Annotated in this window: 13 protein-coding genes; 12 read left to right on the forward strand and 1 reads right to left on the reverse strand. The window is 34.4% G+C overall.

The annotated features are described in order from the left end of the window. Positions 1-321: 321 nt before the first annotated feature. The 8 genes from BBF96_RS14870 to purR all read left to right on the forward strand — a co-directional run bounded on the left by BBF96_RS14870 (position 322) and on the right by purR (position 10,015). Positions 322-2,418, forward strand: coding sequence for a DUF3794 domain-containing protein (locus tag BBF96_RS14870; protein WP_127017880.1), 2,097 nt, complete (start codon positions 322-324; stop codon positions 2,416-2,418). 196 nt (positions 2,419-2,614) lie between these two features. Next, complete coding sequence (locus BBF96_RS14875) at positions 2,615-4,207, forward strand: DUF3794 and LysM peptidoglycan-binding domain-containing protein (RefSeq protein WP_127017881.1); 1,593 nt, start codon at positions 2,615-2,617, stop codon at positions 4,205-4,207. Between the two features lie 412 nt (positions 4,208-4,619). Beyond that, complete coding sequence (gene cax, locus BBF96_RS14880) at positions 4,620-5,669, forward strand: calcium/proton exchanger (protein ID WP_127017882.1); 1,050 nt, start codon at positions 4,620-4,622, stop codon at positions 5,667-5,669. A gap of 255 nt (positions 5,670-5,924) precedes the next feature. Further along, positions 5,925-6,617 (forward strand): endonuclease/exonuclease/phosphatase family protein, encoded by a 693-nt coding sequence (locus tag BBF96_RS14885; RefSeq protein ID WP_127017883.1) that lies wholly within the window; start codon positions 5,925-5,927, stop codon positions 6,615-6,617. Between the two features lie 261 nt (positions 6,618-6,878). Beyond that, a complete protein-coding gene (locus BBF96_RS16570) occupies positions 6,879-7,052 on the forward strand; it encodes a hypothetical protein (protein WP_164731129.1) in 174 nt (57 codons plus the stop codon). 331 nt (positions 7,053-7,383) lie between these two features. Continuing rightward, positions 7,384-8,253 carry a 4-(cytidine 5'-diphospho)-2-C-methyl-D-erythritol kinase gene (gene ispE, locus BBF96_RS14890; protein WP_127017884.1) on the forward strand — a complete coding sequence of 290 codons (870 nt, stop codon included), beginning with the start codon at positions 7,384-7,386 and terminating at the stop codon, positions 8,251-8,253. Positions 8,254-8,270: 17 nt separating this feature from the next. Then, entirely contained in the window at positions 8,271-9,032 is a 762-nt protein-coding gene (locus BBF96_RS14895; RefSeq protein WP_127017885.1) for a nucleotidyltransferase family protein, read from the forward strand. Between the two features lie 152 nt (positions 9,033-9,184). Continuing rightward, positions 9,185-10,015: a pur operon repressor gene (gene purR / locus BBF96_RS14900; RefSeq protein ID WP_127017886.1), complete on the forward strand. Its 831-nt coding sequence runs from the start codon at positions 9,185-9,187 to the stop codon at positions 10,013-10,015. Positions 10,016-10,030: 15 nt separating this feature from the next. Here purR and BBF96_RS17570 read toward each other — a convergent pair whose 3' ends face one another. Then, positions 10,031-10,192, reverse strand: coding sequence for a hypothetical protein (locus BBF96_RS17570; RefSeq protein ID WP_127018298.1), 162 nt, complete (start codon positions 10,190-10,192; stop codon positions 10,031-10,033). Positions 10,193-10,613: 421 nt separating this feature from the next. Here BBF96_RS17570 and BBF96_RS14910 point away from each other — a divergent pair, with 421 nt between their 5' ends. The 4 genes from BBF96_RS14910 to BBF96_RS14925 all read left to right on the forward strand — a co-directional run bounded on the left by BBF96_RS14910 (position 10,614) and on the right by BBF96_RS14925 (position 15,060). Then, positions 10,614-11,840, forward strand: a complete 1,227-nt coding sequence (locus tag BBF96_RS14910) for an MFS transporter (RefSeq protein ID WP_127017887.1) — start codon at positions 10,614-10,616, stop codon at positions 11,838-11,840. A gap of 401 nt (positions 11,841-12,241) precedes the next feature. Then, positions 12,242-13,084, forward strand: a complete 843-nt coding sequence (locus tag BBF96_RS14915) for a radical SAM protein (RefSeq protein ID WP_205665656.1) — start codon at positions 12,242-12,244, stop codon at positions 13,082-13,084. Positions 13,085-13,453: 369 nt separating this feature from the next. Further along, positions 13,454-14,314, forward strand: a complete 861-nt coding sequence (locus tag BBF96_RS14920) for an ABC transporter ATP-binding protein (RefSeq protein WP_127017888.1) — start codon at positions 13,454-13,456, stop codon at positions 14,312-14,314. After that, the gene (locus BBF96_RS14925; RefSeq protein ID WP_127017889.1) at positions 14,314-15,060 is read left to right on the forward strand and encodes an ABC transporter permease; all 747 of its coding nucleotides are present in this window, start codon (positions 14,314-14,316) and stop codon (positions 15,058-15,060) included. Before BBF96_RS14920 ends, BBF96_RS14925 begins: the two co-directional genes overlap by 1 nt.

Here is a 15,060-nt window from a genome sequence, read left to right on the forward strand (position 1 = left end):
AGATTAAACTGCAAAAAGCTAATTTTGAGCGACATAGAAATTTTTTGTTAAATCATCTTAGTGAGATTTCAGTCGAAATAAGGTCTCATATGAGGATTGATGAGCTAATCAAGGGCCAGAAGGGCCCATTGATTAGTGTGTCTTATTTCGACTGAAATCGAACTTTAGATGGTTCGAAAAATTTTTTTTGAAGCGAAAAATTAGCTTTTTGCAGTAAAATCATTAAAAAAATTATAAAGACCGGATTGGGTAGAATGCCTGATCCGGTTATTATTTTTTTGTTTATGGCATACACATTTATAAAGAAAGGGGGGGAGGTTTTTGGAATCCATCTTTGTAGAAGAATTGGTTAATCTTCGCCATTATAGATTTGATCTTGATTTTGAGCTGCCTCTAAACCTTTCATCATTTTCATATCCCGAACTCAGTGCAAAGGTTAAAAAAATACGTCAATTTCTGCGTCCGGAAGGATTGATGGTTAACGGAATGATTGCAGAAGAACTTACTTTTACCCGGGATGGTATCCGTGAAATGATGGATCATATTTTTCATTTCACGTACCTGATTCCTGGCTCTGATTTAATGGAGGCAAACCTATTGAATTTTGAGATTGATCTTTCCATTGAACAGATCGATTATCATCTTATCAAAAAGAAAGGACAGGTCTTCTTAAAGCAAAAAATACAAATGAAACTTATATTTGCTGAATATCATGTAAAAGATCATTATAAATTAGAAGGACTCAAGAAAAAATCCGGTATTTTTCAGAAAAAAAAGGGGGAATTAGAGAAGAGTTTCTTAAGAATTTATCCTATTCAATTACCTGAAGACTTCTTTCTCCTTTCAAAAATTACAGGGGTAATTGATAAGAAGAAAAGTGAAATAACTCAGGATGGCTGTTTTATAGATATTACTTGTTTGTTTTGGGGTGAGTATGTTACAGATCAGCAAAAATTAGGTACATTTTTTTTTGAGAAAAAAGAACATTTTTTTATTCCTAAGTCTGATGACTTAAAAGGAATTTCAGATGAAGCCTGGGTCTTAATTGATCTAGATGATCTGGTCATGGAGGAAGGTGAGCTAGTAGTATTATATCACTGTCAGATTAAATTTTTTCAAAAAAAAGAAGTTAATTACTATACAGGAGAATCGAGCATCTTACCTGAGGGTGTAGAGATGAAGGTAGTAGAAGTGGAACAGATTGGCCAACCAGTTTATTCTACTCAGATGTTAGAAGAAAGTATTGATTTATCCGATTTTAATATAGAACAGGTGGTTGATATAACGGGTGAGTTTATAAGATTAAAGATTGAAAAGGTTAAAAAACAGCTCTTTATAAGTGGAGATCTGGAATATATAATTACTTATCTGGACAAAGACGGTATTAAACGAAATCATAAGTGGTCAAGACTGGTAGAGCAGATGATAATTAATGAAACTTTTTTAGAAGATCAAAGGGGATACTGGCAAGTAGAAGCGGTGGTAGAGATTCCTGATTTTAATATTCGGGATAAAAGATTGAGTATTAAAGCAGTAATAGATTATCAAGGGATTTATCATTACCTATTTAGAGAACCTGTGCTAACCCGGGTTGAGGGAATGGGTGAAGGAATTAAGTGGGAGAAATTTTATCTGACAGAAGAAGTTGATAGGGATCAGATTGTTTTCCCGAGGGAAGAGAAGGTTTATTTATATAGGTATGCCAGTCAGATTCTTAAAATTGAGAGCAGAATCAAAGATTGGCAGATCAGGTTTACAGAAAGAGGATGGATAATTAGAGGTGAGGTAGAGTTAACTATATATTATCTGTCTGAAAACAGTGAAAGACACCATTGTCAAACTTTCTATTTCTATAGATATATTCCTTTAAAAAAATTTATCCCGGGTATTCAAATTCATCTTACACCCAGGATTAAGATAGTGGATCATGAGTTATTGGAGGATGGCAGTCTGGTCAGAGTATGTTGTCTGGTTTATCTTAACTACTTTCTTTATCAAAGGAAAGAACATGAGTTGGTTACTGATCTTAAGATAAAAACTGCTGAATGGTTTAGACCTGTTTTAAAGATGGGTAGTGTGGAGCAAAGATTGGAAGAACGGATTTTACTGGGTCAAATTGAAGAAGTTCAGGAGTTAGAATTAAATTTGCGGGATTATGAGGTTAATTTAAATAGTGGAGTATTAAGGTTGGATGGAGAAGTTGATGTTAAGATAAAAGAAAAAGAGAGAGTAAAAATAGTACCGGTTCAGCTTGAAATAAAAGAAAAAATAACATTAAAAGGTAAATATTATAATAAAATTAAAGTTTTTCCTGTAATAAAGGGATATGAATATCACTCTCATAATAATGGACAATTACATCTTTCTATTCTAATGGAACTTAGTTATCGCCTTATTGGTATGGTTAATTTTTGTTGACAGTGAAGTTTTCCAGAAGAGCCAATCAGTTTAAAGATCAGGTCAAATTTAAGAGACTAAAAGTCATATTTTTTGTGCAGAGACTATATATATTACTGTAAAAGCAAATTTTATTTTTAGAATCTGCACTTTATGGTTATCCATGCATATTATATAAATGAACTTATTTTAGTTATTAAGAAAGGAGGAAAGGAAATTGGCTATCAAGTTTAAAGAAGAACGAATTAAGGCAGAAGTTGTTATTGCCCGGGAAGTGGTCAAGGATGTAGTTTCAGGGGATATTGAACTTAGGGCTCATGAAAATGACAGCCAGATAAGTGAAGTTCTGGACGTGAAAGCACAGGTTAAAGATGTTAAAGCAATCATTGTAGATGGTGGTGTGGAAATCAATGGAGTACTCAATATAGACTGCCTTTATAATGTTGAAGAAGTTGATGAAGATCATGAAGAATCATATTTAAGTATATATCAGCAGAATGCCAGAATAGAGTTTGAGAATTTTATTGATATACCGGAAGCAAAGTCGGGGATGAATATTTTCTTAAATATTCGCGTAGCTGATATAACTTATGAAGTTTTGGAAACAGATATGTTAGAGGTTGCTGTTACTTTAATCAAATATTGTGCTGTCAGTGATATTAGGGATATCAAATGTATTACCGGAATCAGTGGACTTCCTAAAGAAGAGATCGTTGAAGAACAACTTAGATTAGAAGAATGGATTGGCGATGAAACAATTCGGGCAACCGTAGCAAAGGAGGTAGATTTTAATTACGATTTTCATGAAATGGATGAAGTTTTAGCTATAGTAGGAGAAATTGTTAAGACAGAGTATAAGACCATGGAAAATGCGGTAACCTGTGAAGGAGTTATAGAGGTTAGTATTCTTTATCGTTCTAATGATGATGAGGAAAAACTACACTATTTAGATGAACGGATTGAATTTAATCATACTCTCGACCTTTATGGAGTAGAACCGGGTATGATTGTTTATGGTAATTATAAACTTACTGAACTAAGTGTTCAAAAAATGGCAAATGATAAAATTCGCATTGTCGGGCAAGTTGAATGTTATGCCAAAGTAACTAGACCGCGCCGCTTAACCGTAGTTACAGATATTCTAAATGATATGTTTGATACCGAAAGGGTTACTGTATTGATAGAAGAAATGATTGGACAGAATCGGGTAAGGGATTCTATTGTTCATAGGATAAATGTTCCACCAACTAGACCTGATGTTAAAGGGGTTCTCCAATGTTATAGTCGAATTAAAGATTTAACCAGTATGGTCAATGATGGGGGTGTGGTAGTAGAAGGAAGTATAGAAGGCACTGCATATTACACCGCAGAAGAGGATTACTGTAACGGTGAAGTGACTGTTTGTTTAAAAGATTACTTTGATTTTGACAATTATATTTCTATTGAAGATTGTGAAGAAGGAATGGATGTTTATGTTGAGGTTGAAGTTAAACGTACTTCCTGTCAGGTCTTAAACGACCGGACCCTGGAAATGAATGTTCTCTTAGAAAAATGTGTTAAAGTAACAAGTATGGTTGAAATTGAATGTGTAACAGATCTGGTAGAGATTTCACCTATAGTAGAGGAACCGTGTCCGCCTTCTTACATAGTTTATGTAGTACAAAAGGGCGATACCCTCTGGAAAATTGCCCGGCGTTATAAAGTAAATCTGGAGTCTTTAATTGAGTTTAACAATATAGAAAATCCTGACAAACTGGAAGTCGGTCAAAAAATCTGTATTCCGAAAGCCCTAATTGGTGCTAAAGGCTAAAAGCAAAAGGACTGTAGGTTAACCTACAGTTCTTTTTAAATGTTTAGGAAATTATACTTTATTTGCAGGTTGTGGAAAACATTTGGTATAGATAATTTCTAAAAAACTGCACAAAGCTAATTTTGAGCGGTATAGAAATTTTTCGCTAAACCATCTTAGTGAGATCGAAGGAGAAATAAAGCCTCGTCATAGGATGTGATGAGCTAATCAAGGGCCAGGAGGACCCGTTGATTAGTGTGCCTTATTTCGACTGAGATCGAACTTTAGATGGTTCGGAAAATTTTACTAAAGCGAAAAATTAGCTTTGTGCAGTAAAATAAGATTAAGTGCTCGGAGGGTATTTTATTCTTCTATTTTTACCTATAGAAAAGCTTATTTTTGGACATACTTTCACTGTGAGGTGAAGGTATGCATGATAAAATGGTTTAAAATTTTCTTTATCTTTGTTCCCATCAGTATTTTAGTACGCTTTATTGATGGTACTTCAGATTGGAATTTTATAATATCTGCACTGGCAATTATTCCATTGGCATCTCTTATTGCCAAAAGTACAGATGAGCTTTCCAAGCATCTTGGGCCGAGTCTGGGCGGTTTGATTAACGTTACCTTTGGTAATGCTACAGAGCTAATTATATCAATTTTAGCCATTTTAAAAGGTCTTTTAAGAGTGGTTAAAGCAACTATTGCAGGGTCAATTATTACCAACCTTCTTTTAGTGCTGGGGTTGAGCCTCTTTTTTGGAGGAATAAAATATCAAAGGCAGAGATTTAATCAATTAATGGCTGTTACCAATGCAACCATGTTAATGTTGGCAATAGTAGGAATGATTATTCCTGCTATCTTTTATTATGTTTCTCCTAACATTAAAACTCTGGTTTTAGGTCGGTTTAGTCTTGGAGTGGGAGCATCCCTTTTTATCACTTATCTGGCCAGCTTATATTTTACTCAGGTAACACATCGTAAATTTTGTATTAATACACAAAAAAAAGAACGAATTGAATGGGGGTTGGCCAGATGTATATTAACTCTTCTAATTTCTACAGTTTTGATTGCCTTTGAGGGTGAGCAATTGGTAGGGGCAATTGATCATGTTGAGGCACATTTGGGAATTTCGGGGGTATTTATAGGAGTAATAATTATACCTTTAATCTCTAATGTTGCTGAAAATACAACAGCTGTATTAATGGCGAGAAAGGGAAAGATTGATTTGAGTTTAAATATGGTCATGGGATCCAGTATTCAGGTGGCTCTATTTATTGTGCCGCTGCTTATCTTTTTTAGCCATCTGGTTGGTAAACCGATGAATGTATTGTTCAGTCCTTTTGAGCTCAGTGCTATTGGTTTTGGAGTGCTAACAGCCAATACCATCTACTTGCAGGGTCAATCCAATTGGTTTGAAGGATTTCAGCTGATTGCTGCCTATATAATTATTGCTTTGGCTTTCTTTTTTGCATATTTGTAAATAATTTTCATGATTAAACTGCAAAAAGCTAATTTTAAGTTTCAATAGATTTTTGGAATAAACTACTTGGAGGCTTTTAAGGATAAGTTATTGAATATAAAAAAGAGGGCTACGAGTCTAAAATGGAAAGAGGAATATACCTTGAAATATATATGGTTTTTTATTCTTTTAATACTTTTCTTATTAATTACATATCCAATTTTTTGGGTAGAAAAGGTCAGTCCGGCTTTTCAAACCTTTCAGGAGGGAGAAGGATTGACTCAATTGCGGGTAATGACTTTTAATATTCACCATGGTGAGGGAATGGACGGCCTTGTGGATTTAAATCGGATTGCTAAAGTTATCAAAGAGGCTAATGTGGATCTGGTAGGATTAAATGAGGTGGATGTGAGGAACTTTCGTTCAGGGATGGTAAATCAGATCGGTTTTTTGGGGAAAAAAACAGAAATGAATGCTTTTTTTGCACCCACCCTATGGTTTGGGATAGGACACTATGGAAATGGTGTATTGGCGCGATTTCCTATTTTAAACCCAAAAGAGGAAGAATTGCCTGGATTCAGAGGGCGTGAAGTCAGGGGGGTATTTCAATTTACTATACGTCTTAAGAATAGAAATGTACAGATTATAGTGACACATCTGGGTCTAAATCCGGTAGAAAGACAAAGACAATTGGAATTTTTGACCCTTAAAATACAAAAGATAAAAGAACCTCTGATAGTTTTAGGAGATTTTAACACAACGCCAACTGCTCCTGTGATGCAAAAGTTTTTAAAAGATACCGGTCTTATGGTTCATTCTTATAAACCTACCTTTCCTGCTCATAACCCTGAATTAAAAGTAGATTATATCCTGACATCTAAAGAGTGGGAAGTAGTAAAAGAGGTAACTCCCATTCAGGGTTTAGCTTCCGACCATTTACCTGTGGTAGGTACTTTTAAGTTAAAATAAGTTCTGATCTTGTAAGAGATCAGAACTTATTTTTTTGTATGGTTAAACTGCAAAAAGCTAATTTTTCGCTTCTTGAGAAATTTTTCGAATCATCTAAAGCTCAATTTTCGCCGAAATAAGGCTTCCTAATCAAAGGGCCCTCCTGGCTTTGATTAGCTCATCACCTCCTGTGATGAGGCCTTATTTTGGCGGAAGTCTTGCTAAGATGATTTGGCGAAAAATTTCTATGTCGCTCAAAATTAACTTTTTGCAGTATAATCTTTGTATAAATTACCTTTAAAAGCGAAAAATAAGAATATACGGTCTATAGAGATTGTAGAGGGAAAAGACGATGATTTTCCCCGGTGTTGTACTATAAAAATGGTTCCTGGACCCATTTCCCGTTATAGTGAGACTTTAAAAGGTTATTTAAATGATTTTACTGCAAAAAGCTAATTTTTCGCTTCTTGAGAAATTTTTCGAATAAAGCTCGATTTCAGTGGAAATAAGGCTCCCTAATCAAAGAGACCTCCTGGCCTTGATTAGCTCATCACATCCTATGATGAGGCTTTATTTTTACTGAAATTTCGCTAAGATGGTTTAGCGAAAAATTTCTATATCGCTCAAAATTAGCTTTTTGCAGTTTAATCTTAAATTAGTTAATTATTTTAGGAAAGTAGAAAAGCCGGAAGCTTTAGTTATTACCTCATATAGATAAGCAGGAATTTATTTAAATATAGCTAATAATATCTTGTAAAACTGGAGTTTTGGAGAGGGGTTTTTAAAATTGAACCAGTTGAGTATTCCGGCATATGCGAAAATTAATCTTACACTGGATGTATTGGGCAAACGGCCTGATGGTTATCATGAAGTGGAAATGATTATGCAATCTATAGAACTTCATGATCAGATTATTTTAAAAGAAAGGAAGGAAAAGGGGATAAAAATTTCTTGTAATCATCCTCTTGTGCCTCAGGATGAGGGTAATCTGGCCTATCGTGCAGCAGAACTTTTAATCAAAGAGTACGGGATTGAGAAGGGTATTGAAATCAAAATCATTAAAAATATCCCTGTTGCAGCAGGGTTAGCTGGTGGTAGTACTGATGCAGCTGGGGTTTTAAAAGGGTTAAATGAGTTATGGGGGTTAGGCATTTCCCGAGATGAGTTGATGAAGTTTGGTGCTAGATTAGGGGCAGATATTCCCTTCTGTATTCTTGGTGGGACTGCTATAGCCAGAGGAATTGGAACAGATCTTACTCCAATCTCTCCTTTACCTGAGATGGAACTGGTATTGGTCAAGCCGGGGATTGATATCTCCACAAAAGAGATTTATTCTAAATATAAGCCGGAGTTAGTTAAAAGAAAACCTGATTTACGGAAAATGCAGGAGGCTATTGAATGTAGGGATCTGGAAGGGGTTAAGAGAAATCTGGTCAATGTTTTGGAAGATATTACTTTATACTATTATCCACAGGTGGCTGAAACCAAAAAAATAATGGAAAATTTGGGTACATATCCTGTTCTTATGTCGGGAAGCGGTCCAACACTCTTTGCCATTATTGATTCGAAAAGAGAAGCTGACGAATATGCTATGAAGCTTAAAGATAGAGTTATGGGGCAGGTAATTAGAACCAGAACCAGGTCAGAGTGTCTTTAAGAGAAGGGGGTCAAGTGATGAAAGTTGATGCTATTTTGTTGGCAGGAGCCAGGAATCAAGGGCCACTTAGAGAATGTAGTCAATCGGAGTATGAAGCATTGATTGAAATTAACGGCATACCGATGATAGAATATGTAGTAAGGGCTGCACGTAATGCCAGGTCGGTAGAAAGAATTGCTGTCGTTGGCCCGGTAGAAATTTTAAGACCGTATCTTAAAGATCAGGTGGACTTTTTGATTGAGAGTAGAGAGCAAATTGTGGAAAATATCAAAGCTGGAATTGAGACCCTCAAGAGTAACCGGAAAATTTTGATTCTTACTTCAGATATTCCTTTAATCAGTGCTGAAACTATAGATCTTTTCGTTTCTCATTGTAAAAGTTGCGACGCAGATTTCTATTATCCGATTATCAGTAAAGAGGCGAACCAGAGTAAGTTTCCCGGAACTCAGCGTACCTATGCCCGTTTACGGGAAGGAACTTTCACCGGAGGTAATATTTTTATTCTTAATCCATCAGTAATTGAAATTGCCTCTGAGTTTATACATAAACTTGTAACCTGGCGAAAAAAGCCTTTGAAGCTAAGCCGGCTTTTTGGTTTAAAATTTATTATTAAGTTTGTTCTGGGTTCTTTAACCATCTCCGAGTTAGAAGAGCGTTTGAAAGAGATTACTGGGTGTTCTGCAATTACCTTAATTTTTGAATATCCCGAGATAGGATTTGATGTGGACAAACCAAGTGACCTTGCTTTGATGGAGAAATATATGCAGCAGGCGAAATAGCTGTAAGTCATTCAATCCTTTCCTGTGATTGAATGACTTTTTTTATTTGGAATAAAGTTAAAACCAATGAAGGAGAATAAACATAAGTGTAGAAATGAACATTAAGATGATTAAAATGACTCAATGTTCGTTTTAAGGAGGTTAAGGGGTTAATGCGAAGAAGTGAACGAATTGCAGTAATTACCAGAATTTTGACCGATAATCCACATCAATTATTTCCTTTGAAATATTTTACCGAAAAATTAAATTCAGCTAAATCTTCTATTAGTGAGGATTTAACTATTATTAAGGAAGTTTTTCAAAATCAAAAGTTAGGTTTGATTGAAACCCTGGCTGGAGCAGCAGGCGGGGTTCGTTATATTCCTTTATATTCCCGGGATGAGATTGAAAATTTTCTTAAAGATCTTTGTACCAGACTTTCTGACCCGGAGCGGGTTTTACCAGGAAATTTTCTATATATGACAGATTTGATCTTTACCCCAGAAGTGGTAAATAAGATTGGGGGAATCTTTGCCACATGCTTTGCTGACAAAAAACCGGATTATATTATTACTATGGAGACCAAAGGAATTCCCATTGCTCTGATGACAGCCAGGGCTTTTAATGTACCTCTGGTAACCATACGACGCAGCAGCAGAGTTACTGAAGGTTCAGTGGTGAGTATCAATTATGTGACTGGCTCTTCGAAAAAGATTGAGACCATGTCACTTCCACGGAAAGCCTTGCCGGTTAACTCGAAAGTAATTATTATAGATGATTTTATGAAAGCTGGTGGGACGGCCCGGGGGATGATGGAGCTTATGCAGGAGTTTAAAGCAGAAGTCTTAGGTCTGGGGGTATTGGTTACAACAGCTAAACCTGAGAAAAAATTAGTAGAGGATTATATCTCTCTGTTGGTTTTAGAGGATGTAAATAATGATACAAATTCTGTAGTCATCCGACCGGGTGATTGGATTTATAAAAGTACTGAAGCCGACTCATAATTGAGCCGGCTTTTTTTATTTTTCTTCTTTTTCTAATTGATCTAAAGCCTCATGGTTGATTCGATATTTTTGTATTCGATTGTTTCTGCTATCAGCTACATAAAGGAACTCTCCCTGAATTGCAATACCTGTTGGAGTAGCAAATTCTTCAGGTTTTTGACCATCTAAGCTATAGATAGTATAATTAGGGTAAAAAAGTCACTTATGGTATTTTGAATTTAGAAAAATTGAAAATTCTAAAGATAAACCCAATGGGTGGTAATGAAGGTTACTATAATTTACTATGCCCTATCATCGAATTTCAAAAAGAAGGTAAATTAAGATTTATAGCTAATCCTAAATATATAGGATAAATTACTTAATTTTTGCAGTTCAAAGTCCTTATTTTATTTTTAAGATAACTAAGCAAATAATAGAATAGATCTCCAATAGTTCTAGAGTCTTTAACATGTCTAGTTTTCAATGTTAACATGATACAGCGAATGTAAGAAATGCGGTTTTTTAAGTATCTGTCAAGGTGGTTGTGTTGGTATAGCTTATAAACTATAAATCAACCTGATCCTCGTTGTAAACATATTCCATTGGGGAGGTATTCTACATGAGAGCAATAGTAAAAAAGGTAATTAATTGTACAGAATTAATAACTACTCCACTGGCTGAATTTTTAGCTCTTGATAATACCGTAATTAGATACATGGTTATGCATTGGTTTGGCGGAATTTTATTAATCTATACAGTACTCCTACCAATATTCATGAATAAATTAGGCATTAATATAATAACTGCGGGAGCAATTTTTAGTATCACAGCATTAGCTGATGTAATATTAACATTTATCTTGAGCAGATTTTTGGACAAAATATCTCCCAATATAGGAATGAGTCTGGATTGGCTTACAGAAAGTTTACCTCCATTAATTTATAGTTTGGCATCTACTCCCTTTCATTTTATGTTGGGATCAATAGCTGGTAGGATTACAAATATACTGAATCCTGTTTATAAGGTTTATGAAAATGAAATTTTTTCAAAGGATAAGCAAAGTTTAATTTATACATATCATCTGATTACACCGGAAGTTTTTACTTTGATTTTTTATTCTTTTATAGGTTATTTATTGACATATAAATTTACTTCGATTTTTGCTTTTCGAGTTGTTTTTTTGATTTGTGGTATCGGATTTTTATTTGTTGCATTGATTCCCTATAAATTTTTGAAATGGGTTGAACCGATAGAGATTACAAAACATAAGGCTGCAATTAATTTCCCGCGTGAATTATATTTAGTAGCCTCAGCACAAATTTTAATTTTTGTTGGACTTAATTTTGCTTCAATGTTAGTGACAAGTTACTACATTTTAGATAAAATGCAGGGAACAGTCATGGATGTTTTGGTTTTAAAGATAGTTTCGTCTCTGGTTATAATTTTTACCGGGTTATATAGTAAAAATTTAGGGTCAAAAATTTCTGACGTTAGAATTGCCCAATATGGGATTGGATTTTTTGTATTATTTGCAGGTTTAATGAGTCAGGCTAAAAGTTATTGGATGATTATTGCTGCTTTCATTTTTTATTCAATTGGTAATACAGTCTGGTTTCCACATCATTATTCATTCCTGATGAGATTAGTTCCTCGTGAGAAAAGAGGGGAGTTTTTTGGGAGTGTCAGTTCTTTGGAAAAACTGATTGGAATGGTTATTCCACTTTTGTCTGGTGTTTTGGTCAATCGATATGGGTTTTTTATTCCTTTTAGCCTTTCATTTTTGGCTTTTTTTATGGTATTTTTGATCTATCAACATTTAGCCAAAAAAGCTATTAAAAGTTTTTAATTTTTGGTCAAATGAAATTTGATAATAGTACTAAAAATAAAAAATCTTTACATGAATTAAGAACTATTGGGTTTCTGATAAAACGAAAAAAGGATTAGTTCAATTTATTGAAAAAATAAAATCATTTGAACAAAATGAATAATATCTTTTATCCATTCAAATAAATCAAAATTTTTAACCTCCTCCAGTTGAGGGCCTGTAAAGTAGGTGTAAAGCCTTTACCCTTGAATGGAGGAGGTTAAATTTTAAAATTGTGAAAAAGGAAAAAGAAATACTGTGTCAATCATATATGTTAAATTTTAGTTATTTTATAGATTGTGAATTAGGAATTGAAATTACACCTATCCGGTAAAGATAATTATAGTATTACTATATAATATAACTCACAAAGGGTGATATTTATGTACCAGCCGGGATATATAAATCTATTAAAAAATGGAGAATTGGAAAAACGGGTTCAAAGATTAAAAGAAATGCTTACTAATTGTGTTCTCTGTCCCCATCAGTGTCAGGTTAATAGACTAAATGGAGAAAGGGGTTATTGTAAGACTTTGGAGAATGTTGTTGTTTCGGGTGCTAATGCTCATTTTGGTGAAGAAGAGGAATTGGTAGGTAGATATGGTTCGGGGACAATATTCTTTTCTCATTGTAATTTAAAATGTGTTTTTTGCCAAAACTATGAGATCAGTCAATGTGGAGAGGGAGAAGAGATTACAATAGAAGAATTAGCTGAGGTTATGCTTTATTTACAGAGAAGAAGATGTCACAATATTAATCTGGTCTCTCCCGGTCATATCATACCTCAAGTTGTAGAAGCTATTTTTATTGCCGCAAATAGGGGATTAAATATTCCTGTTGTCTATAATACAAATGGATATGATCTGACGGATACTCTAAAATTTTTGGATGGTATTATTGACATATATATGCCGGATATAAAATTTGCTGATGATAAACTTGCAGAGAAGTATCTGGGAGTGAAAAATTATTATACAATTGCCAAAGCTGCTGTAAAGGAGATGTACAGGCAGGTTGGTAACTTAAAGACAGATGATGATGGTATTGCTTATAAGGGTCTAATTATTAGACACCTGATTCTTCCAGAAAATCTGGCTGGTACAAAAGAGATTATGCAGTTTATTGCAGATAGAATATCCAAAGACACCTATGTAAATTTAATGGCTCAGTATTACCCGGTTCATAGATGTAGAACTGAGGAGAAGAATAACACCACAGGAATTTAAAAATGCGGTGAAAGTAGCAAAAGAAGCGGGATTAACAAGGGTGAAAGGATGGTAAGGGAGAAAAGTGGAGGATTTCGGCCCGTTGGAATAGTAGATTTTGTGATGGATAAAGATGGTTTTATCAGAAAGGGTGATATGTACTAAGTAAAATTTGTAACGAAGTTACTACTCAATAATAAAGATAGATATTGGAGGAACCATTTATAAAAATCCATTAGGTATGGTTTTGTAAAAAGGGGGGAGAGAAATCCTCCCTATTTAATTTTTTGTACGCAAATAGATTTAAGGTTAATTTAAGGTATTTTTAATTTTAAATTAAGTTTGATCAAATATAATATTCCTGAGTTTAAAGGAAGGAGCAGTTGAATTATGGTTAAATGTCAAGGGTTGGTCAAATATTATCGAAAAACACTGGCTGTTGACCATCTTTCATTTGAGGTGAAGAAAGGGGAGATATTTGGCTTAATTGGTCCTAATGGAGCTGGAAAAACCACCACTATCAAAATGCTTCTTGGTTTAACCAGACCGACGGCAGGAAAGATTCAAATAAAGTCCGGTATACAGATTGGATATTCCCCCGAAACTCCTTATTTCCCTGGATTTCTTACGGCAGAAGAAGTATTGTACTTCTATGGGAAGTTACAGAGACTTAAAAAAACACAGTTGGTAAAAGAGATTTCAATTATCTTGAAAAAAGTTAATCTAATAGATTACCGGACAAGAAAAATCCAGAAATTCTCCAAAGGTATGTTACAGAGATTAGCTTTAGCTCAGGCCTTACTCGGTTCCCCGGATCTATTAATCCTTGATGAACCAGCTGCGGGATTGGATGCAAAAGGACGGATTGAAATTCTTAATCTCATAAAAGAACTCAAAGAAGAGGGAAAAACAATTATTCTAAATTCACATATTCTCCATGATGTAGAACAGGTAGCTGATAGAGGGATTATCCTTAACAGAGGTCGGCTGGTAACAGAATGGGATTTTAGGCAGAAAATGATTAACTTGGAGATCAGTTGTACTTATGATTCTGACATACTTGAGGCCCTAAAATCTATTGTTAAAAGAATAACTCCAACGTCAAATGGATTTGAAGTAGAATTGTTGGCTCGAGAACAGATTCCTGATATTGCAAAGATGATTATTATGGGTGGAGGAAAGATTTATGAATTAAAAGAAACCCGTAACTTAGAAAAGATTTTTTTACAGGCTTTAGGGGGTGTTCGATAATGATTTATATTATTAAAAATGTAATTCGTGAACAAATTAGAAATCGCACAGTTTTAATTATTGCTATTCTTGCTTTGATCTTTAACTACATCATTACAACCGGGGGTGGTTTAAAGATTAATGGCCAAAAGGTTACAGAATTTAACCAACTTTTATTTGTAGGTATAAGTATAGTAGTCTTTTTTGGGTCTATGCTAACTATTTTTTTATCCATGAATACTATTCCAAAAGAGTTTGAACGAAAAACTACTCATCTGGTTCTGGTAAGACCGATAGAAAAGTGGCAGTATATCCTGGCGCTGGTTTTGGGGAATATCTGTATTTCTCTTATCATTTTCGGAATTCTAGCTTTTTCCTTACTATTTTTTATAATCTTTTATGGCAGGATTGAATACTGGCTCCGATTAATAGTGACTTATCTTATTTTATCAACCAATATAGCCACACTGAGTGCTATTGTCAGTATCTGTAGTGTTAAAATGTCACCTATTTTTGCTGGAATGATTGGTTTTATCGCATATATTCTTGGAGTGTTACATGATCTTTTTATCACGATGGCTCAACTGACTGAAGGAAGCTGGTTAAAGTTAGTTGTTTTTTTGACACCCAATATAGTAGGTGTACAGCGGGAAGCTGCTGCTTTTTTGAATGCTAAACCGGTAAAAATTCATATTATTCTGGAAATGATCATCTTTTTATATCTGGTTCTCTGGGGAACTCTTTTTCTCTTTAGAAAGGAGGTCTGA

It is taken from the genome of Anoxybacter fermentans, assembly GCF_003991135.1.
In the GTDB taxonomy this organism is placed as follows: domain Bacteria; phylum Bacillota; class Halanaerobiia; order DY22613; family DY22613; genus Anoxybacter; species Anoxybacter fermentans.

Bases quoted from the DNA above. Each gene is read 5' to 3' on its own strand.
- BBF96_RS14915 (WP_205665656.1), top strand. From the start codon at position 12,242: ATGTACCAGCCGGGATATATAAATCTATTAAAAAATGGAGAATTGGAA.
- cax (WP_127017882.1), top strand. From the start codon at position 4,620: ATGATAAAATGGTTTAAAATTTTCTTTATCTTTGTTCCCATCAGTATT.
- BBF96_RS14925 (WP_127017889.1), top strand. From the start codon at position 14,314: ATGATTTATATTATTAAAAATGTAATTCGTGAACAAATTAGAAATCGC.
- BBF96_RS14920 (WP_127017888.1), top strand. From the start codon at position 13,454: ATGGTTAAATGTCAAGGGTTGGTCAAATATTATCGAAAAACACTGGCT.
- purR (WP_127017886.1), top strand. From the start codon at position 9,185: ATGCGAAGAAGTGAACGAATTGCAGTAATTACCAGAATTTTGACCGAT.
- BBF96_RS14895 (WP_127017885.1), top strand. From the start codon at position 8,271: ATGAAAGTTGATGCTATTTTGTTGGCAGGAGCCAGGAATCAAGGGCCA.
- BBF96_RS14910 (WP_127017887.1), top strand. From the start codon at position 10,614: ATGAGAGCAATAGTAAAAAAGGTAATTAATTGTACAGAATTAATAACT.